Below are 19,527 nucleotides of genomic sequence, written 5' to 3' on the forward strand. Positions count from 1 at the left end.
GCTCCTCTCGGTATGTTTCACATTTTTGGCGGGGCGCACCGCGCCCCAAGGGGTTTATCCTTATTATACGCATAAAACCGAAAATGCGCAAGTGTTTTTGATATATTTTTAACCGCTTTGGGCGGCTGTGCCTGTAAATTTTTTGTGTATGGCCTTATTGGCCGCCAAGCTCCCGCCGGGTGACGGCCGCTTTGCGCCGGGCGCGATGCTCTGCGCCGGGGCAAAGGTTGCGCACGCGGGGCATTTATACTATAATGTAAGGGTCGATGCTCGTCATCGACCCGGGAGCTTTGCCGCAACCACGCCGCCAGACACATCCCCCCACAAGGAGCCGCCATGAAACAAAAACCGCCCCGTTGGGTACAGATCATCGCCGCTGTGCTGCGCCGCTATCTGGCGCTGGACATGACGGTCTACGCCGGATCCGCCACGCTGTTTCTGCTGACGGCGTCCTTCCCGCTGCTGATGTGGGTGCTGATGCTTGTCAACCTGGTGCTCGGCTTCTCGGTAGAAGGCGTCGCCGAGCTGCTGGCGGACTTCCTGCCGCAGATCCCCGAGATACAGACTGCCATCCTCGGCCTTTTGCAAAATTTAAGCGGCCAGTCTGCACAGTTTGTGGCGTCGCTGGCTGTGCTGACGACCATCGTCTCGGCGTCGGGCGGTATGAACGCACTGCAGATCGGCCTGCAAAGGCTGACGCCCGGCTCGCACCGGACGTTTTTGAACCGCCTGCTGGCGATTGGCTACACCTTCGTGTTTGAGCTGCTGCTTTTGGTTATGCTGGCGCTGCAGGGCATGCACTCCCTGTTTGCGCGCTTTGCCGATACATTGCCGTTTTTTCGCCATTACGCGGCCATTGTGGCCCCGCTGCAGCGGGTGGCCAGCATTGGCCGGATCGTCTCGGTCCCGCTGCTGTTCGGGCTGCTTTTGCTGATTTACACCTACGTCCCCGGCGGGCGGCGCACGCCGCGCAGCCAGCTGCCGGGCACGATCTTTGCAACGGCGGGGTGGCTGGTCTTCTCCCGTGTGTTCTCGTTTTACATCCTGCATTTCTGGCGTCTGTCGTATATCTACGGCTCGCTGACGGCGGTCATTCTGATTATTTTGTGGCTGTATGTAATCATCAATCTTCTGTTCATTGGGGCCGGGATCAACGCGGAGATGAACGGAAAAGCGGAGCAATGACCGCGGCGGCATGAGGGCATGCCGCCCTACAGCGCACCGTATCGTCAGATGTAGGGCGGGGTGCCTTCACCCCGCCGCAGTTTTCCGCTGCCTGCCGTAAACAGGCAATCTCCGCACACGCGCCCCTCATCCGTCTGCGGGCGGGGCCGCAGACACCTTTCCCCGAAGGGGAAGGCTCCGCATCCATAAACAAAATCTGCCGACCCAACATCGGGTCGGCAGATTTTGTTTAGTGCAAATTACCGCTTAATATCGTAATTCATGTTCATCAGGTTGCGGATGCTTTCGACGTCGTCGGTAATGTTGGCGTCGCCGTGGATGGTGTGCTTGATGGCGCTGGACGCCACAGCAAAGTTGACCATGTCCATCGGCTTGTAGTCGTGCATCATCGCGTAGATCAGGCCGCTGGCAAAAGCGTCGCCGCCGCCGACACGGTCCAGAATGTTGAAGGTGTAGAGCTTGGACTCGAAGGTGTGCCCCTCATACCACATGAATGCCTTCAGGCTGTTCTCACTGCCGGAGTGGACGTAGCGCACATGGCGGGCAATGCACTTCAAATTCGGGTAGCGGTCAATGAAATGCTGGAAGATCTCGTCCTCCTGCTCATAGCTGGGCTGCAGGGGCACGCCGTCCTTCCAGTCGCCTTTGGAATGATCCTCGTCGTCCTTCCACAGGTGGTACGGCTCAATGCCGAACAGCACATCGACATAGGGCAGGCACTGGGTGCAGTAGTCGCGGGCCTCCTCCCAGCTCCAGAGCGTGGAGCGGAAGTTGCCGTCAAAGCTGACGGTCAGGCCCTTCTCCTTGGCGACGCGCAGGCAGCGCAGGATGAAATCCGCACAATTTTTGTTCAGTGCCGGGGTGATGCCGGACAGGTGCAGCCAGTCAAAGCCGTCGAACAGCTCGTCCAGATCGACCTTCGTCAGGTCGTACTCGGTCAGGGCGCTGTGCATACGGTCATAAATGACCTTGCTGGGGCGGATGCCGTAGCCGGTCTCCAGATAGTAGGTGCCCAAACGGTGGCTGGGGGTCTCCTCTTTGGTGGAGAGGATCATCGGCGTGCAGTGTACGTCGTTGCAGCGCAGCCAGCGCACAGCGCTTTTGCCCAGAGAGTTGTTGGGCACGACGCTGAAGAAGGTGGAATCCACGCCGAGGTTCGCCAGCGCCAGCGCGATGTTGGCCTCGCTGCCGCCGTAGCTGGCCTCGAAGGAGGAGGCCATGCGGATCTTCTCATAGTTCGGCGGGGTCAGACGCAGCATCACCTCGCCGATGGTGATGAATTTCTGCGGGCTGTCGTTGCCCATCAGGATCGGATTGCTGTGTTCCATTTGGAATTCCTCCTGTTTTTGCCGTATTTTGTTAGTCTATATTGTACGACATAAGGGGCAGATTTGCAAGCCGAAAAGCGCAAAATTTGTGCGGTTAGTTTTTTAACGAGGAATGTAGGCGGCGTCCCCGACGCCCCGCGAAGAAAGCCTCCCTTGTCAAAGGGAGGTGCCGAGCGCAAGCGAGGCGGAGGGATTCCTGGCCGTCTGCGGGTGTAACGGGCAATCAGGCAAGGTCCGTCGGAATCCCCCAGTCCGCTGACGCGGCCAGCCCTTCGGGCCCGGGCCCCTCTGTCGCTCCGCGACATCTCCCCACACTGTGGGGAGTCACCCTTTGACAAGGGGGCCTTTTTTTGCGCGGGCGAAGCCCGTTGCAGGCAGCATAGCAAAGCCGCGGGCCGGGCATGCCCGGCCCCTACAGGGCAGTGATTTAAAGCAGGGGCCACCCGGAACCCGGCATCTGCCGGAAATTACATCTCTCTCTCAAACTTATCGATCTTCCCGACCTTGCCGATGACCGCGACGGTATCCCCCTCTTTAAAGGTATAATCGGCGGAGAACTCCACGTTCGTCTGCTGGCCATGCTCGACGGCGATGATGTTGATGCCGTAGACCTTGCGCAGATCCAGCGTCCGCACACTCTTGCCCAGCATCCTGCCGCCCACCGTGATGCGCCGCACCTCGACGCCGTCGCCGAGGGCGATGTAGTCCAGCAGATTGCCCGAGATCAGCCGCTTGCCGATGCGCACGGCCATGTCGGCCTCCGGGTAGACGACCTCGGCCCCGAGACGCTTGAGCACCTCGCCGTGCACCTCACTGGCGGCCTTGGAGATGACGTGCGGCACGCCCAGCTTTGTGACGAGCATCGTCGTCAGGATACTGATGTCGATCTGTTCACCGATGCAGATCGTGACCGTGCCGCAGTTCTGCATGCCGGTCTCCTTCAAAGAGGTCTCGTTCAGCTCGTCGATGACAAACGCATAATCGGTGTAGCCGCGCACGGCCTTGACCTTTGCCTCGTCCTTGTCAACGGCAATGACCTCCTTGCCGGCGGCGGCCAGCGTCTTGACCAGCGCCGTGCCGAACCGGCCCAGGCCGATGACACCGTAGCTTTCGGCGGAACTTTTCATTTTATCAAACATATGTGTACCCTTTCTGCGCCGCGCCGGGCGGCAGAGTATGTAGGGGCGCATTCTATATGCGCCCGCGGAGCCGTGCCTGTGGCAGGCGGGCACGGGCGGATATGGAATCCGCCCCTACGGTGGTTGCCTTGCGGCTTCGCATTTACCCAATCGTAATGGCTTCTTCGGTATAGCGGGCGGTGGGCTCGGGGCGCTCCACCCAGAGGGAGAGCAGCGTCACCGCGCCCACGCGGCCAATGAACATTGTCAGGATCAGAACCACCCGACTGGCAGGGCATAACTCCGCCGTGATGCCGGTGGAAAGCCCCGCTGTGCTGTAGGCCGAGATCTGCTCAAACAGCAGGCGGCCAAAATCGAGCTGCGGCTCCAGCACGCAGAGCGCAAACGTGCCGCAGCCCACGACCATCAGCCCCATCAGCATGATGGTCGCGGCCTTGGACAGCGAGCCGTCCGGCAGACGCCGGTGGAACCCGCCGAGCCGCCGCTTGGAGAAGATGGACCGCACCTGCTGCATCAGCACAAAAAACGTTGTGGTCTTGATGCCGCCGCCCGTCGAGCCCGGCGATGCGCCGATGAACATTAAGATCATGATGACCAGCAGACCCGCGTTGCTCATGCTGCCTAAATCCACGCTGGAAAAGCCCGCCGTGCGGGCCGTCATGCTCTGGAAAAGCGCCGCCAGCCAGCCCATGTGGTCGGTCAGCTGCAAAAGCACCGCGCCGCCCACCAGCAGCACCGCTGTGGTGGAGAGCACGACCTTGGTGTGGAACGTCATTCTGCGGAACTGCCCGCGGCAGCGCCCCACGTCCAGAATCACCATGAAGCCGATGCCGCCCACAATGACGAGCACATCGGTGACGAGGTTCAGCAGCAGATCGTTCCGATAGGGGATCAGGCTCTGCCCGCCGCCCAGTGCGTCAAAGCCCGCGTTGTTGAAGGCGGCAATCGAGTGGAAAATGCTCAGCCACACCGCCTGCAGCGGCATGTGATCGCGGGCAAACGAGGGAAAGCTGAGCACCGCACCGGCGACCTCGCAGATCAGGGTCACCAGCAGGATGGCCCGCACAAGGCGCACCATGCCCTCCAGGCTCTCGACGTTCAGTGCCTCCCGCACGAGGGAGCGGCCCTTTAAGCTGATGCGCCGCCCGGCGACCAGCGCCAGCCCCATGCCGATGGACGCGACGCCCAGACCGCCGATCTGTATCAAAATCGCAATGACAGCCTGCCCGAACAGGCTGAACGTGTCGCCGGTGTCCACCACGACCAGCCCGGTCACACAGACGGCGCTCGTTGCGGTAAACAGCGCGTCCAGCGGGCCGACGTGTGCGCCGGGGTGTACGGCAAACGGCAGCATCAGCAGCGCCGCGCCCAGCAAAATCAGCAGCGCAAAGCCCACGGCAATGATGCGCGCCGGGGGCTGATTTTTCAAAAATCTGGCAATGGCATTGTGTATGGCGCTGCGTAGCTGCTGCATGGCCGCCCTCCGATAAGCAAATCCGATAAGCAAATATAAAAGCGGCGGGCCCTCCGATTGCTGGAAAAGCCCGCACAGTCCCGCGGAAAAACGGGTCATTACCTCACTATAGCATGAATGCCGCACAGCGTCAAGGCGCTTTTTTGCCCTGCATGCCTTGCGCTTTGCGCCTAAATGCGGTATAGTTTAAATAACTAGAAACCTGAATCAGGAGAAACCGAATGAAACAACAAACAAAGGGCGGGGCTTTGCACAGGCTCTGGCAGGCGCTGCCGTGGCTCTGGATGGCGGCGGCGTATCTGTTTGACCTGTGGTACCAGCTTGTGCCCGGCAAATGGATCGTCGATTCCGACCTCGCGTCGGAGATGATCCTCTCCGACCTGCTCAACAAAGAGGGCAGCATCATCAGCCACAACTGGTTCTACTCCACGGAATTGAAGGTCGTCAACCTGCAATGGTTCTACCGGCTGGGGCTGCTGCTTTTCCCGGATGACTGGCATCTGGCGCGCGCGTTCGGCATGGCCGTCACGCTGGCACTGTACGCGGCGTGTATGCTGTTCTTTGTCAAATGCGCCAGGCTCGGGCGGCCCGGCCTCTGGATGGTGGGCACGCTGCTGTGGCCGTTCGGCCAGCACTATCTGGTCTACGCCATCTACGGCGGGTACTACCTCGTCTATACCTTCTTTTATATGCTTGTGCTGGCGCTGGTGCTGCGCAGCCTCGACGCCGACAAAAAGCACTGCGCACTGCAATGGCTCGCGGCCTGCATCGCCACGGCCATCGCGGGCATGAACGGCGTCAAGCAGCTTATGGTGTTCCACGCGCCGCTCTGCATTGCCGCGGCGATCCTGCTGGTGCTTGCACTGCACGACAGCGGCACGTCCGACTGGAAAACGGCCCTGCAGCACTGCCGCCGTCAGGTGCGGCTGTTTGCGGCGTCGCTTGTCACGGCGGTGGCCGGTGCGGCGGGGTATTTCATCAGCAACAGCGTCATGTCGCGGCTGTATGATTTCAAGTCCTACAGCTTCATCGTCTGGGACCGCGACGAGAACTGGTTCACGCTGGACCGCATCCTGATGGACTTCTTCCATGAGTTCGGCTACCAGAACGGCTCCGGCATCTTCCACTTCGGCGGCATTGCGGCGGGCATCGGTCTGCTGCTGGGCGGGTGGATGTTCTTCTGCATCGTGCGGCTGCTGCTGCGGCTGAAAAAGCTGGAGACGAACGACCAGCTGCTTGTGCTGCTGCTCGTCGCCATGCTGGCGGTCTGCGGCATCTCCTACACCTACTTCCACGAGTATTACCTCTACTTCTGGCTCATGAACATGCCGGTGGCCGTTGCGGTCATGGCGGTGGAGCTGAAGACCGAGGACTTCCGCCTGCCCGGCGCGCGGCAGCTGCTGGGTGTGGTGCTGGCAGGCTGCTTCACGGTCTGCGCCGTCAACACCGTCCGGCAGGAGATCGAAAACCCGTATCTCGCCCACAAGGGGCTGGACGCCGCCGCCGACTGGCTGGTGGACAACGGCTACACCGAAGGCTACGCCACGTTCTGGAACGGCAACGCCATGACGGAGCTGACGAACGGAAAATTGGACGTCTGGACGCTGCAATCGCTGGATGAGGACTATGTCCCCAACTGGCTGCAGCGCAAGGACCACCTGACCACCGACCCGCAGCACCCGTTCCTGCTCATCGACACCGAGACCGACGGCCCGGCGGAGAGCGCGGGCCTTGTGCAGAACGGCGAATGCACCGAGGTCTACAACGACGGACGGTTCGTCATCTATGACTTCGCCGGCGCGGACGCCGTGCATGCGGCGGCGAAGTGACCCCCCTTGGCCCCCTCTGGGAGGGGGCTCCCGCCGCAGCGGGTGGGGGAGAGAACCTTGCGGCGACCCGAAATATTTCGGGTCATGGCAAGGCTCTCTCCCTCCGGCCCTGCGGGGCCACCTCCCTCGCAGAGGGAGGCAAGAAGACTAAACAAATCCAACCCCATTACATATATAAATAAAGGAGTGTTCTTATGCGTTACTGCAAAAAATGTACGATGCCCGACACCCGACCCGGGATCACCTTCGACGCGGAGGGCGTGTGCAGCGCCTGCCGCCACTACGAAGCCCGCAAAAATGTGGACTGGGATGCCCGCTTCAAGGAGTTCGAGGCCTACTGCGACAAGTACCGCGGCATGAACGGCCCCGGCGGCTATGACTGCGCCGTCGCCGTCTCCGGCGGCAAGGACAGCCACTTCCAGGTCTGGATGCTGAAAGAGGTCATGCACATGAACCCCATCCTGTTCAGCGTCGAGGATAACTTCCCCATGACGCAGGCGGGCATCCACAACCTCAAGAACATCAGCGAGGAGTTCGGCTGCACGATCATCTCCTGCAAGCCCAACATCAAGGTGCAAAAGACGCTGATGCGCAAATTCTTTGAGAAGTACGGCAAGCCGACCTGGTACGTGGACCGCCTGATCTACACCTTCCCGCTGCACATGGCCGCCAAGTTCAACACCCCGATGCTCTGCTACGGCGAGAACGTCAGCTTTGAGTACGGCGGCAACGCCGATAAGGAGACCTACTCCGCCATGGGCCAGATCGAGAACGGTGTCGCCGTCGGTATGCCGATGGAGGAACTGCTGGGCGACGGCGTGACCGAGAAAGACCTCTCTCTGACGCTGGCCCCCAGCGCCGAGGAGCGCGCCAAGCTCGACCCGTTCTACATGAGCTACTTTGTGCCCTGGAACAGCTACAAGAACTACCAGATCGCCAAGGCCCACGGCTTCCACGACCTGACCCACGAGTGGGACCGCACCCACCACGCCGAGAACTTTGACCAGATCGACTCCCGCGCCTATCTGGTGCACAGCTGGCTCAAGTATCCCAAGTTCGGCCACGCCGCCGCCACCGACTACACGGCCCGCTACATCCGCTACGGCATGATGACCCGCGAGGAGGCTATCCCCATCATCAAGGAGCGCGACGGCAAGCTCGACCCGCTCTGCGTGCGTGACTTCTGCGAGTTCTGCGGCTACACCGAGACCGAGTTCTGGGCCATTCTGGACAAGTTCTACAACCGCGACCTGTTCGAGAAGAACGAGTACGGCGAGTGGCAGCTCAAGCACCCCATCTGGGAGGAAAACAAGTAATGGTACGTCATGTTATTTTGTGGAAATTAAAGGAGATGCCCGACGCCGAAAAGGCCGCCGTCAAGGCCGGCATCAAGGAAGGGCTGGAGGGTCTGGCCGGTAAAATCCCCGGCCTGCTGGATGTCCGCGTCTACACCGACGCCCTGCCCAGCTCTGCCAACGCTGACCTGATGCTGGACACGACCTTCACCGACGCCGCCGCGCTCAAAGGCTACTCCACCCACCCCGCCCACGTCGCCGTGGCGGACGGCAAGGTAAGACCGTACACCGCGGTAAGGACGTGCTTGGATTTTAACGTGTAAGTAAGCACAAAATAAACTGTAGGGGCGGATTCCATATCCGCCCGTGGACGCTTCCGCAGCTGCGGACTCTGCGGGCGCATATAGAATGCGCCCCTACGGCATAACGGAGGAATAACCATGACTACCTTTATCCGCGGCGGTCTCGTCCATGACGCTGTCCACCGCGAGGCCTGCAAGGCCGACATTCTGCTGGCCGACGGCAAAATTGCCGCCATCGGAACCGATTTGACCGCCCCGGCGGACGCCGTGGTTTTCGACGCCGACGGCCTTGATGTATTCCCCGGCTTTGTGGACGCGCACACCCATATCGGCCTCGACGGCTACGGCATCGGGTATGAGGGCTGCGACTATAACGAGATGAACGACATCTGGACGCCGCAGCTGCGCGCCATCGACGGCATCAACCCGCGCGACCCCTCGCTGGCCGACGCGCGTAAGGCAGGCGTGACCTGCGTCTGCACCGGCCCGGGCAGCGCCAACGTGCTGGGCGGCACCTTCCTGGCAATGAAAACCGTCGGCGAGCGCGTGGACAACATGATCGTCCGCGACCCCGTCGCCATGAAGTGCGCCTTTGGCGAGAATCCCAAGCGCTGCTACCGTGACAAGTGCGACTCCACCCGCATGTCCACGGCGGCGTTCCTGCGCGGTGCACTGATGCAGGCGCGGGACTACGGCGCGCGCAAGCAGGCGGCCAACGGTGACGTGACCAAAATGCCCGCCTACAACCAGAAGCTCGAGGCCCTGCTGCCGGTGCTGGCGCGGGAGATCCCCTTAAAGGCCCACGCCCACCAGGCCAACGACATCTTTACGGCGCTGCGCATTGCGCGGGAGTTCGACCTGCGCCTGACGCTGGAGCACGTGACCGAGGGGCATCTCATTGCGGACGAGCTGGCAAAAGAAAAGGACGTGCCGATGGCTGTCGGCCCGAGCCTGACGTTTGCCAGCAAGTTTGAGCTGCAGAACAAATCCTGGAAAACCCCCGGCGTGCTGGCCAACGCGGGCTGCCACGTGTCCATCATCACAGACAACTCGGTCATTCCGCAGCAGTATCTGCCGCTCTGTGCAGGCATGGCGGTCAAGGCCGGCATGGACCCGTTCGACGCGCTGAAGGCCATCACCATCAACCCGGCGGAGCACATCGGCGTGGCCGACCGCGTCGGCTCGCTGGAGGTGGGCAAGGACGCGGACGTCGTCATCACGAACGGCTGCCCCTTCGAGGTCATGACCGAGGTGCGGGCCGTATTTATCGACGGCGTGCAGGTTGCGGAATAACACCCCTTGCAAAATGATTTTCCTTGTGCTATAATACCCGCATACGGCAAAGGCGCCGTCTGATAGCATTGCTATCGGACGGCGCCTTTTCATTTTGATACAGAGCCGATTGGAGTGTAAAGAATATGGAAAAGATTCCCCGCCATGTGGACATTGATTACAGCAAATACGCCCCCGATATCCCGGAGGACCAGCGGGAGGCCTACTATGGTCTGCCCAAGCACGTGCAGTTCTGCAAGGAATGCGTCATGAGCAACCAGAAGCCCAACTCCTGCTATGAGTTTGAGCATACGATCAACTCCATCAAGAAAACGATGGTCATTCAGGATGACGGGGTCTGTGATGCCTGCCATGCCTGCCACAACAAGGCCAACGGCCATATCGACTGGGCGCTGCGCGAGAAGGAGCTGCGCGAGCTCTGCGACCAGTACCGCAAGAACGACGGCAGCTATGATTGCCTTGTGCCCGGCTCCGGCGGCAAGGACAGCTTCTACGCCGCGCACCTGCTGAAATACAAGTACGGTATGCACCCGCTGACCGTCACCTGGGCCCCGCACATCTACACGCCCTGGGGCTGGGAGAACATGCAGGCGTGGATCCACGCGGGCTTTGACAACTACCTGTGCACCCCCAACGGCATGACCCATCGCCTGCTGACCCGCCTTGCGACGGAGAACCTGTTCCACCCGTTCCAGCCGTTCATTCTGGGCCAGAAGCAGCTGGCACCCAAGATGGCCGCGAAGTTCGGCATCCCGCTGGTGTTCTACGGCGAGAACGAGGCCGAGTTCGGCAACCCGATTGCCGACAACAACTCCGCCCTGCGCGACGAGCACTTCTTTGCGGTCAACGACTACGACCACATTTATTTGGGCGGTGTCAGCCTGCGCCAGCTGGAGGAGGACTACAAAGTGGACAAGGCCGATTTGGCCATCTACCTGCCGTCCGAGACCTCCAACCTTGAGAAAAACCACATTCAGGTGCGGTATCTGGGCTATTACGAGAAGTGGCATCCGCAGGGCGCGTACTACTACAGCGTCGAGCACGGCGGCTTCCGCCCCGCGCCGGAGCGCACCCAGGGCACCTACTCCAAGTACAACTCCATCGATGACAAGATCGACGACTTCTTCTACTACACGACCTACATCAAGTACGGCATCGGCCGCACGACCTACGACGCCGCGCAGGAGATCCGCAACGAGGAGATCACGCTGGACGAGGGCAAGGCGCTCTGCAAGAAGTTTGACGGCGAGTACCCGGACCGTTTTGAAAAGGAAATCTTCAAATATCTGTCGCTGGACCGCCAGCACTTCCCCTGGGCCAGCCAGCTGTTTGAGCAGCCCAGGATGGACCGCGACTACTTTATGGACCTGGCGGACCGCTTCCGCTCCCCCCACATCTGGAAGTGGGAGGACAATATGTGGAAACTCCGCCACACCCCCTACGAGGGCGACAGCGAGGTACTGTGGGGCGACCCGAGGGGGACGCACCACGAAATTTGAGCGAAAAGGCTTCCCCATTGGGGGAAGCTGTCCGCGAAGCGGACTGATGAGGGGTGGACTTTCCGCGGCAACCCTTTTGCGGGCAATCGCGGCAAACGCGCCCCTCATCCGGCCTTGCTTCGCGCGGCCACCTTCCCCCACAGGGGAAGGCTTTAGAAAGGTTCAGCTATGAGCAAAAAAATACGACTTATCGCAAGATTGGACGTCAAGGACACCAACCTTGTCAAGGGGATCCAGCTCGAGGGACTGCGCAAGCTGGGCGACCCGAATGCGTTTGCCAAAGAATATTATGAGGCCGGGATAGACGAGCTGCTCTATATCGACATCGTCGCCAGCCTGTACAACCGCAATAATCTAAGTGATATTGTGCGCAAAACAGTCGATGATGTGTATATTCCCGTCTGCGTGGGCGGCGGGCTGCGCAGCGTTGAGGATGTGCGCCACATCCTGTCGATGGGTGCGGACAAGGCGGCCATCAACACGGCGGCCATCAAGCGCCCCGAGCTTATCACCGAGGTTGCCGAGGCGTTTGGCAGCCAGTGCATGGTGCTGTCGATTCAGGCCAAGCGCAGCCGCACCTGGCCCGGCAAGTGGGAAGCCTACTACGACAATGGCCGCGCCCACTCCGGCTATGACGTCGTCGAGTGGGCCAAGCGCGGCGTGGCGCTGGGCGCGGGCGAAATTCTGCTGACCAGCGTTGACAACGAGGGGTTACAGCAGGGTATGGACCTTGAATTGATCGAGGCCGTGACGAAAGCCGTGAACGTGCCGGTCATCTGCGGCGGCGGTGTCGGCTGCGGCGACGATATTGTGGACGCCGCCAACGCGGGCGCGGACGCCGTGGCCTGTGCCGCTGTGCTGCATTACAAAAAAGAAACCGTGACGGAGCTGAAAGAGGACATCCGCGCGGGCGGGGTGGAGGTGCGCCAGGTATGAAGGTAACAGTGATTGACTACGGCCTGTCCAACCTGTTGAGCGTCCGCCATGCGTTTGCCCACTTTGGGGCCGAAACGCTGCTGACCAGTGACCCGGCGGACGTGCTGGCCGCGGAAAAGCTGGTGCTGCCGGGCGTCGGCGCGTTCAAGGACGGCATGGACGGTCTGGCACGGCTGGGGCTGATCGAGCCGATTCGCCAGAAGGCCGCCGCCGGTACGCCGCTGCTGGGCATCTGCTTAGGAATGCAGATGCTGTTTGACGAGTCGGAGGAGTTCGGCCTACACAAGGGCCTTGGGCTTATTCCGGGCCGTGTGGTAAAGATCCCCGACACGGACGTGGACGGCCATCCGCAGAAGGTGCCGCACATCAGCTGGGACCCGCTCTACCCCGGCGGCGGGCGCACGGATTTTTCCAGCACGGCGCTGGCCGCGCTCAAGCCCGGCGAGGAGTGCTATTTTATCCACAGCTACGAGGCCAAGCCCGTCCACGATGAGGACCGTCTGGCCGACACCGTCTACGGGGGGCGCGAGATCTGCGCCGCCGCCAGCCACGGCAGCGTCCTCGGCTGCCAGTTCCACCCGGAAAAATCCGGGGCGGTCGGGCTGAAAATTATTGAGGAGTTTTTGAAATGACCGAGCGGTAGGGGCCGGACATGTCCGGCCCGGGGCTTTGCCATAAAAGCCGGCTTGCCGTACAGTTGCGGGCCGGGCATGCCCGGCCCCTACATAGCAATCATTTACAACGCCCTGTGCGATTCCGCACAGGGCGTTGCTTTTTCCCCCGCAATAGGCTATAATGTACCTTGTATAAATGTGCAAAGGGGAATTGCTATGTCCTGTGACTTGCTCGTCGGCTCCACCGGGTTTGTGGGGGGCAACCTGCTGGCCAAACATACCTTCGCCGCGGAATGCCACAGCAGTGACATAACCGCGCAGTACGGCACGCGCCCGGACCTCTGCGTCTACGCGGGCGTGCCGGCGGCCATGTTCCTGGCCAACGCCGACCCGGAGGCCGACCTTGCCGTCATGCGTGCCGCGCGGGAGAATATCCGCCAAATCGCGCCCAAAAGACTTGTCCTGATTTCCAGCATTGCCGTGCTGGCAGACAGCCGCGGCGTCTATGAGGACAGCCCCGCGCAGGACACCGAAGCTCTGCCCGCCTACGGCAAAAACCGTCTGCAATTGGAGCGCTGGGTGCGCGAGGACTTCCCCGACGCGCTCATTGTGCGCCTGCCCGCACTGTACGGCGCCGGCATCAGGAAAAATTTCCTCTTTGACCTGCACACCATCACCCCGGCCATGCTCAGGCCGGAAAAATACAGCGAGCTGGCGGCAAAATCACCGCTTGTCAAATCAGCCTACACGCTGGCGGACAACGGCTTTTACAAGCTGAACGGCACCGCCGACCCGGCAGCGCTGCGCGCCTTTTTTGCAGCCAACGACTTCAACGCCCTGGCCTTCACCGATGCCCGCAGCCGCTACCAGTTCTATAATTTAGGCCGTCTCTGGTCGGATATGGAGGCTGCCCGCGCCGCTGATGTAAAGCTGCTGCACCTCTGCACGCCGCCGGTCTCCGCCGCCGAGGTCTACACCGCTGTGACCGGCAAAGCGGACTGGCACAATGAACTGCCCAAGCCCCCGTTTGACTACGACCTGCGCAGCCGCCACGCGGCGCTTTTGGGCGGCAGCGGCGATTATCTTTGCACAAAACAGCAGGAATTGGATGATATTACGCGCTTTATGCGCAGTTGGAGGGATTGACCCATGCCGAGCTATCAGCTTGCCATCTCGAACATTGCATGGCAGAAGGACGATGACGAAACCGTATACGCGGCCATGCAGCAGGCGGGCTTCACCGGCCTGGAGCTGGCCCCGACCCGCATTTTCTCCGAAGCACCGTATGAAAACCTGACGAGTGCGCTGCTGTTCGGCGGCTACCTCAAAAACCGCTGGGGTTTCTCGGTGCCCAGTCTGCAAAGCATCTGGTACGGCCAGAAGGGCAATATCTTTGACCCTGCCGACACCGAGCACCTGCTGGATTACACGGCGCAGGCGTTCCAGTTTGCCCACAGCCTGAACTGCCCGTCGCTGGTGTTCGGCTGCCCGAAGAACCGTATGCGCCCGCTGGGGGCCAACGATGCCGCCGCCGAGGCGTTCTTCATGCAGGCGGGCAACCTAGCCGCGCGGTACGGCGTGCATCTGGCGCTGGAGGCCAACCCGCCGATGTACACGAACTACCTGAACGGCACCGCCGACGCCTTTGCGCTCGTCAAGCGGCTGGACAACCCGGGCTTGTCGGTCAATCTGGACCTGTCCACCGTGCTGGCGCAGGGAGAGCACTTGCAGAGCTTCATCGATGATATGCAGTATGTCAGCCATGTCCACATCAGTGAGCCGGGGCTTGTCCCGATTGAGCGCCGCCCCGAGCACAAGGAGCTGGCGCTGCTGCTGGGGGCTGTCGGCTACCGCGGCTTCGTCTCCGTCGAGATGGCCCACACCGACGTGGATACGATCCGCCGCACGATGGACTATATTGCGGAGGTGTTCGCATGATCGAGTATGAGCGCACAAACTTGAACGGCGTGCCCGACTACACGGCTGTGGAGTTTGAAGGCCGCCGCCATGACTACTGCCTGCTGATCCCCGTCATCAACGAGGGCGCGCGCATCCTGACCGAGCTGGGCCGCGCCCAGAAGGCGGGCATCGACCAGCTCTGCGACATCGTCATCTGCGACGGCGGCTCCACCGACGGCAGCATGAAGCGGGAGACGCTGGCGCTCTACCACGTCAACACGCTGCTGACGAAAACCGGCCCCGGCAGGCAGGGCGCCCAGCTGCGCATGGGCATGTATTTTGCGCTGGACCGCAATTATAAAGGCATCCTGACCATCGACGGCAACAACAAGGACTCCATCGAGGACGTGCCCGAGTTTATCGCAAAACTGCAGGAGGGCTATGACTTCGTGCAGGGCAGCCGGTTTATCCGCGGCGGCCACGCCATCAACACGCCGCCGGTGCGCTATGCCGCCGTGCGGCTCATCCACGCGCCGCTCGTCAGCCTGGGGGCGCACCAGTGGTTCACCGATACGACCAACGCCTACCGCGCCTACAGCCGCGAGTACCTGACCCACCCGGATGTCCGCCCGCTGCGCGATGTCTTTGGCGGGTATGAGCTGCTGGCGTATTTAAGCATCCGCGCGACGCAGCTGGGCCTGAAGGCCTGCGAGGTCCCCGTGACCCGCGCCTACCCGGCCACCGGCAAGACGCCGACGAAGATCAGCGGCTTCAAGGGCAACAGCAATCTGATGAAGGTGCTGCTGAATGCGCTGGCCGGGAAGTATAATCCGTAAGTTCTATTTTGCAAAGATGTAGGGGCGAGCGGTGCTCGCCCGCGGCACTTGGCGGCAGCCGCAAAGTGCCCGGGTCGATGATGAGCATCGACCCCTACAATGCCGGGGCAGATCCCATATCCACCCGGCAATCGTCCGAAGGAATGTAAAAAGGGGAAACGCTCTATGACCTACGATAAAATCATCCTCGGCGCGGGGCTGTACGGCCTGTACGCGGCGCAGAAATGCGGTGCGGCGGGCCAGCGCGTCCTTGTGCTGGAGCGCGACCCCGCGCCCTTCATGCGCGCGACCTACATCAACCAGGCCCGTGTCCACATGGGCTACCACTACCCGCGCAGCTACTCCACGGCCATCAAGTCCGCCCACTATTTTGAGCGGTTCTGCAGCGATTACGGCTTCTGCCTGCACACCGAGTTTGACCAGATCTACGCCACGAGCGCGCACTTCTCCTGGACGAACGCGGCGGAGTTCCGCCGGTTCTGCGCGGCGGCGGGCATCCGCTGTGACGACGTTGCGCCCGAGCGCTACTTCAACCCGGGTCTCTGCGACGGCGCGTTCCTGACGACAGAATACACCTACGATGCGCAGATACTCAAACGCTGGTTTCTGGAGCAGCTCGCCGCGCTGCCCAACGTCGAGGTGCTGTACAGCCACAAGCCGACGGCCATCGAAAAGGTCGGCAGTGCGTGGCGCGTGCAGGCAGGGGACATCACCGCCGAAGCGCCCTACCTGCTCAACGCGACCTATGCGGGCGTCAACGATGTACACGCCATGCTCGGCCTGCCGCCGTTCGGCATTAAGTACGAAAAATGCGAGATCATTTTGTGCACTGTGGACAAGAGCCTGAAAAACACCGGCATCACGGTCATGGACGGGCCGTTTTTCAGCCTGATGCCCTTCGGTCAGACCGGCCTGCACAGCCTGACGAGCGTGACCTTCACCCCGCACGAGACGAGCTATGACAGCGTCGCGACCTTCCCGTGTCAGCAGGAATGCGGCGGCGTGTGTAAGCCGGGCAGCCTGTACAACTGCAATGAGTGCCCGGCCAGGCCGCAAAGCGCCTGGCCCTACATGAGCCAGCTGGCCCGCAAATATTTAAAGGAAGAATACGGCTTTGCCTACCACAGCAGCCTGTTCAGCATGAAGCCCATCTTAAAGGCCAGCGAGATCGACGATTCGCGCCCGACGGTGGTCCGCGTGATGAGCGACGAGCCGAAGCTCGTCAGCGTGCTGTCCGGCAAGATCAACACGGTATACGACCTGGACGAGGTATTGGATGTATGATGCTTAAAGACAACAATTTTATTTCGGCAGTCGTCTACCTGCACAACGACGGCGCGCGCGCCGTGGAGTTCTGCCGCACCGTGGCCGCAGAGCTGGACGCCAACTTTAAACAATATGAGCTTGTCGTCGTGGACGATGCCTGCACCGACGACACGGTCAAACAGCTGCGCGCCTGGGGCAGGGAGCAGAACGCCCCGCTGACGATTTTGCACATGAGCATCTACCACGGGCTCGAGGACGCCATGAACGCCGGCCTCGACGCCGCCATCGGTGACTATGTCTACGAGTTCGACTCCACCGAGCTCTGCTACGCGCCGCCGCTCATTATGCAGGCGTACAGGGCGGCGCTGGACGGCAACGACATTGTGTCGGCCTGCCCGCGCACCGTGCGCGGCGGCAGCAGCCTGTTTTATAAGGTGTTCAACGCCCATTCCCAGAGCGCCTACCGCCTGCGCACCGACGCCTTCCGTCTGGTGACGCGCCGCGCCATCAACCGCGTCCATGCGTCCAGCACGCACCTGCCCTACCGCAAGGCGGCCTACGCGGCCAGCGGCTTACGGATGGTCGACCTGGAATTTGACGGCCAGCTGACCGTTAAGCAGAAGGGCCGGTTCAATCTGGCGCTGGACAGCCTGACGCTCTACACGAACTTCGGCTTCAAGGCCAGCGTGACCGTCACGCTCTGCATGATGGCGCTGGCGCTGGCCGAGCTGATCTATACCCTCGTCATCTTCGCCACCGGCCACCCGGTAGAGGGCTGGACGACGACGATGTTCGTCATCACCGTCGGGTTTGCGGGGCTGTTCGCCGTGCTGACCATCATCGTCAAGTATCTGTCGCTGCTCTTAAATCTGACGTTCAGGCAGCAGAAATATCTTGTGGAAAGCATTGAGAAGCTGCAAAAATAACGCATGAGGAAGTTACCGATGAAGCATTTTCGCCCGCGGCTGTCCCGCCGCGCTTTCTGGGTGCTCTGCGCCCTGCTGGTCTGCCTGCGTCTGGCGCTGACGGGCTTTCAGCAGGTGTACATCTGGGTGGGCGGTTCGCCGCTGGACGACGAGCTGATGTTCCGCGCGGCCAACCATATCACAGCCGGGCAGTGGCTGGGCGCGTATGATTATCTGACGCTGTCCAAGGCCATGTTCTTCCCGGTGTGGCTGGCACTGCTGCACGCGCTGCACCTGCCGTATCTTATCAGCGGCGCGGCGCTCTGGTGTGGGGCGGCGCTGCTGGCGGCGTTTGCGTTTTCGACGTTGTGGCGCAAAAAAGACACCGAACAGGGCCGCGTGCTGACGCTTGGCCTGTTTGCGGCGCTGGCGTTTCTGCCGTCGAGCTGGGCGGCCTACACGCTGCGCGTCTACCGGGACAACATCTTTCCGGCGCTGTGTCTGTACTTCTTTGCGGGCATGGCGGGCATGGCGCTGCGCGCGGTGTTCACGCCGGAAAAGCCGCTCTGGCCGTGGCTGGCCGCGGCGGGCGCGGGTCTGGCCTGCGGCTATCTGGACCGCGAGGACGCCGGGCTGTTCCTGCTGCCGTTCGCCGCGGCGGCCTCCGTCATTGTGGCCGTGGTACTGGCGGGCAAGCGCTGCTGGAAGGCTCTGGCCGCGCAGGTCATCCCGTATGTCATGCTCGGCGTCGGCGTGCTGACCTTCTGCACCCTCAATTACACACACTACGGCGTGTTTGCGCTGTCCGACTTTTCGGAAGGCTCCTTTGCCGCGGCCATGGGCGCGATGATGCGCGTGGACACCGACAGCACCGCGCCCTACCTCTCCGTGCCCGCCGACGCCCGCGAGAAAATTTACGACGCTGTGCCGGAATTGGAGCCGCTGGCCTACTGGCTGGAGGAGGACGCCCAGCTGCAGAATGATTTCCGCGACCCAAATCTCGACGACTACCGCGCGGGCAGCTTCTATTGGGCCATCCGCCGCGCCGCGCAGTTTGAGGGCATCTACGCCGACGCTAAGACCGCCGATGCCTACTGGCAGACTGTGGCCGATAAGATCAACGCCGCCTGCGACGCGGGCACACTGCCCAGCCGCACCGGCAGGCGCGTAGCGACGAGCCAGCCGATCTCGGCGGCTTACGTCCCTTCGACGTTGGCCGAGACCTGGAACGGCTTTTGGCATGTGCTGAGCCTGCGGGACTGTGCGCCCTATGAGACGCTGCGGTCCATCGGCACCGAGGACGACTTTGCCGCCTGGTCCGGCTACCTGCACTGCGGCTTCAACAGCGCCGCCAACGCGGGGGAGGACACGCCCTACTACAGCCCGTACCAAAAGGCGGTTTTTGCCGTCATGCAGGGCTGGACGCGGGTCTGCAGTATTTTGCTTACGGTGGGCGTGCTCTGCGCCGTGCTGTGCCAGCTGGCAGAGCTTTTGCCGCAGCGGCGTCAAAAATGCACGGCACAGACCGTTGTGCCGTGGCTGCTGCTGTTCGGCATCTTCGGCATTGCGCTGCTGCGCTGTGCCATGATCGCCTTTGTCGAGGTGTCCAGCTTCGGCATCGGCACCAGCACGATGTACCTGGCAACGGTGCATCCGCTGCTGGTCCTGTACGCATTTGCCGGGCTGCTTTTGTACGGCAGACCGAGAAAAATTGACAAATGAAGGGA

Annotated in this window: 17 protein-coding genes; 14 read left to right on the plus strand and 3 right to left on the minus strand. The window is 61.6% G+C overall.

The window, feature by feature from the left end; genetic code table 11:
• Positions 1 to 336: 336 nt before the first annotated feature.
• Positions 337 to 1,185: a YihY/virulence factor BrkB family protein gene (locus B5D32_RS07725; protein ID WP_078784488.1), complete on the plus strand. Its 849-nt coding sequence runs from the start codon at positions 337 to 339 to the stop codon at positions 1,183 to 1,185.
• Positions 1,186 to 1,424: 239 nt separating this feature from the next.
• On the opposite strand, the gene B5D32_RS07730 is transcribed toward B5D32_RS07725, so the two are convergent.
• The 3 genes from B5D32_RS07730 to B5D32_RS07740 form a co-directional block, all read right to left on the minus strand.
• Positions 1,425 to 2,513 carry a sugar kinase gene (locus tag B5D32_RS07730; RefSeq protein WP_078784489.1) on the minus strand — a complete coding sequence of 363 codons (1,089 nt, stop codon included), beginning with the start codon at positions 2,511 to 2,513 and terminating at the stop codon, positions 1,425 to 1,427.
• Positions 2,514 to 2,980: 467 nt separating this feature from the next.
• The gene (locus B5D32_RS07735) at positions 2,981 to 3,640 is read right to left on the minus strand and encodes a potassium channel family protein (protein WP_078784556.1); all 660 of its coding nucleotides are present in this window, start codon (positions 3,638 to 3,640) and stop codon (positions 2,981 to 2,983) included.
• 154 nt (positions 3,641 to 3,794) lie between these two features.
• Positions 3,795 to 5,126 carry a TrkH family potassium uptake protein gene (locus B5D32_RS07740; RefSeq protein WP_078784490.1) on the minus strand — a complete coding sequence of 444 codons (1,332 nt, stop codon included), beginning with the start codon at positions 5,124 to 5,126 and terminating at the stop codon, positions 3,795 to 3,797.
• Between the two features lie 221 nt (positions 5,127 to 5,347).
• Between B5D32_RS07740 and B5D32_RS07745 the strand changes: the two genes are divergently transcribed.
• From B5D32_RS07745 to B5D32_RS07805, 13 genes are all read left to right on the plus strand, one after another.
• Positions 5,348 to 6,955, plus strand: a complete 1,608-nt coding sequence (locus B5D32_RS07745; protein WP_078784491.1) for a hypothetical protein — start codon at positions 5,348 to 5,350, stop codon at positions 6,953 to 6,955.
• A 194-nt stretch (positions 6,956 to 7,149) separates the two neighbouring features.
• Positions 7,150 to 8,271 (plus strand): N-acetyl sugar amidotransferase, encoded by a 1,122-nt coding sequence (locus tag B5D32_RS07750; RefSeq protein WP_078784492.1) that lies wholly within the window; start codon positions 7,150 to 7,152, stop codon positions 8,269 to 8,271.
• A complete protein-coding gene (locus tag B5D32_RS07755; RefSeq protein WP_078784493.1) occupies positions 8,271 to 8,573 on the plus strand; it encodes a Dabb family protein in 303 nt (100 codons plus the stop codon). Before B5D32_RS07750 ends, B5D32_RS07755 begins: the two co-directional genes overlap by 1 nt.
• Positions 8,574 to 8,690: 117 nt before the next feature.
• On the plus strand, positions 8,691 to 9,845 hold the full coding sequence (locus tag B5D32_RS07760; protein ID WP_078784494.1) for an amidohydrolase: 1,155 nt from the start codon (positions 8,691 to 8,693) through the stop codon (positions 9,843 to 9,845).
• A gap of 125 nt (positions 9,846 to 9,970) precedes the next feature.
• Positions 9,971 to 11,344 carry an N-acetyl sugar amidotransferase gene (locus B5D32_RS07765; protein WP_078784495.1) on the plus strand — a complete coding sequence of 458 codons (1,374 nt, stop codon included), beginning with the start codon at positions 9,971 to 9,973 and terminating at the stop codon, positions 11,342 to 11,344.
• 168 nt (positions 11,345 to 11,512) lie between these two features.
• Entirely contained in the window at positions 11,513 to 12,280 is a 768-nt protein-coding gene (gene hisF / locus B5D32_RS07770; protein ID WP_078784496.1) for an imidazole glycerol phosphate synthase subunit HisF, read from the plus strand.
• Entirely contained in the window at positions 12,277 to 12,912 is a 636-nt protein-coding gene (gene hisH / locus B5D32_RS07775) for an imidazole glycerol phosphate synthase subunit HisH (protein ID WP_078784497.1), read from the plus strand. Before hisF ends, hisH begins: the two co-directional genes overlap by 4 nt.
• A gap of 198 nt (positions 12,913 to 13,110) precedes the next feature.
• Positions 13,111 to 14,040: a sugar nucleotide-binding protein gene (locus B5D32_RS07780; protein WP_078784498.1), complete on the plus strand. Its 930-nt coding sequence runs from the start codon at positions 13,111 to 13,113 to the stop codon at positions 14,038 to 14,040.
• A 3-nt stretch (positions 14,041 to 14,043) separates the two neighbouring features.
• On the plus strand, positions 14,044 to 14,832 hold the full coding sequence (locus B5D32_RS07785; protein WP_078784499.1) for a sugar phosphate isomerase/epimerase family protein: 789 nt from the start codon (positions 14,044 to 14,046) through the stop codon (positions 14,830 to 14,832).
• Positions 14,829 to 15,629: a glycosyltransferase family 2 protein gene (locus B5D32_RS07790; RefSeq protein ID WP_078784500.1), complete on the plus strand. Its 801-nt coding sequence runs from the start codon at positions 14,829 to 14,831 to the stop codon at positions 15,627 to 15,629. Before B5D32_RS07785 ends, B5D32_RS07790 begins: the two co-directional genes overlap by 4 nt.
• A 165-nt stretch (positions 15,630 to 15,794) precedes the next feature.
• Positions 15,795 to 16,913, plus strand: coding sequence for an FAD-dependent oxidoreductase (locus B5D32_RS07795; RefSeq protein WP_078784501.1), 1,119 nt, complete (start codon positions 15,795 to 15,797; stop codon positions 16,911 to 16,913).
• Positions 16,910 to 17,821, plus strand: coding sequence for a glycosyltransferase (locus tag B5D32_RS07800; protein WP_078784502.1), 912 nt, complete (start codon positions 16,910 to 16,912; stop codon positions 17,819 to 17,821). The genes B5D32_RS07795 and B5D32_RS07800 overlap by 4 nt, the downstream gene beginning before the upstream one ends.
• Positions 17,822 to 17,839: 18 nt before the next feature.
• On the plus strand, positions 17,840 to 19,522 hold the full coding sequence (locus B5D32_RS07805) for a hypothetical protein (protein WP_078784503.1): 1,683 nt from the start codon (positions 17,840 to 17,842) through the stop codon (positions 19,520 to 19,522).
• Positions 19,523 to 19,527: the final 5 nt, after the last annotated feature.

This window comes from Gemmiger formicilis (genome assembly GCF_900167555.1).
In the GTDB taxonomy this organism is placed as follows: Bacteria; Bacillota; Clostridia; order Oscillospirales; family Ruminococcaceae; genus Gemmiger; species Gemmiger formicilis.

Coding starts and splice junctions, on each gene's coding strand:
- B5D32_RS07750 (WP_078784492.1), top strand. CDS start 7,150: ATGCGTTACTGCAAAAAATGTACGATGCCCGACACCCGACCCGGGATC.
- B5D32_RS07735 (WP_078784556.1), bottom strand. CDS start 3,640: ATGAAAAGTTCCGCCGAAAGCTACGGTGTCATCGGCCTGGGCCGGTTC.
- B5D32_RS07785 (WP_078784499.1), top strand. CDS start 14,044: ATGCCGAGCTATCAGCTTGCCATCTCGAACATTGCATGGCAGAAGGAC.
- B5D32_RS07805 (WP_078784503.1), top strand. CDS start 17,840: ATGAAGCATTTTCGCCCGCGGCTGTCCCGCCGCGCTTTCTGGGTGCTC.
- B5D32_RS07780 (WP_078784498.1), top strand. CDS start 13,111: ATGTCCTGTGACTTGCTCGTCGGCTCCACCGGGTTTGTGGGGGGCAAC.
- B5D32_RS07730 (WP_078784489.1), bottom strand. CDS start 2,513: ATGGAACACAGCAATCCGATCCTGATGGGCAACGACAGCCCGCAGAAA.
- hisF (WP_078784496.1), top strand. CDS start 11,513: ATGAGCAAAAAAATACGACTTATCGCAAGATTGGACGTCAAGGACACC.
- B5D32_RS07745 (WP_078784491.1), top strand. CDS start 5,348: ATGAAACAACAAACAAAGGGCGGGGCTTTGCACAGGCTCTGGCAGGCG.
- B5D32_RS07760 (WP_078784494.1), top strand. CDS start 8,691: ATGACTACCTTTATCCGCGGCGGTCTCGTCCATGACGCTGTCCACCGC.
- B5D32_RS07755 (WP_078784493.1), top strand. CDS start 8,271: ATGGTACGTCATGTTATTTTGTGGAAATTAAAGGAGATGCCCGACGCC.
- B5D32_RS07740 (WP_078784490.1), bottom strand. CDS start 5,126: ATGCAGCAGCTACGCAGCGCCATACACAATGCCATTGCCAGATTTTTG.
- B5D32_RS07790 (WP_078784500.1), top strand. CDS start 14,829: ATGATCGAGTATGAGCGCACAAACTTGAACGGCGTGCCCGACTACACG.
- hisH (WP_078784497.1), top strand. CDS start 12,277: ATGAAGGTAACAGTGATTGACTACGGCCTGTCCAACCTGTTGAGCGTC.
- B5D32_RS07795 (WP_078784501.1), top strand. CDS start 15,795: ATGACCTACGATAAAATCATCCTCGGCGCGGGGCTGTACGGCCTGTAC.
- B5D32_RS07725 (WP_078784488.1), top strand. CDS start 337: ATGAAACAAAAACCGCCCCGTTGGGTACAGATCATCGCCGCTGTGCTG.
- B5D32_RS07800 (WP_078784502.1), top strand. CDS start 16,910: ATGATGCTTAAAGACAACAATTTTATTTCGGCAGTCGTCTACCTGCAC.
- B5D32_RS07765 (WP_078784495.1), top strand. CDS start 9,971: ATGGAAAAGATTCCCCGCCATGTGGACATTGATTACAGCAAATACGCC.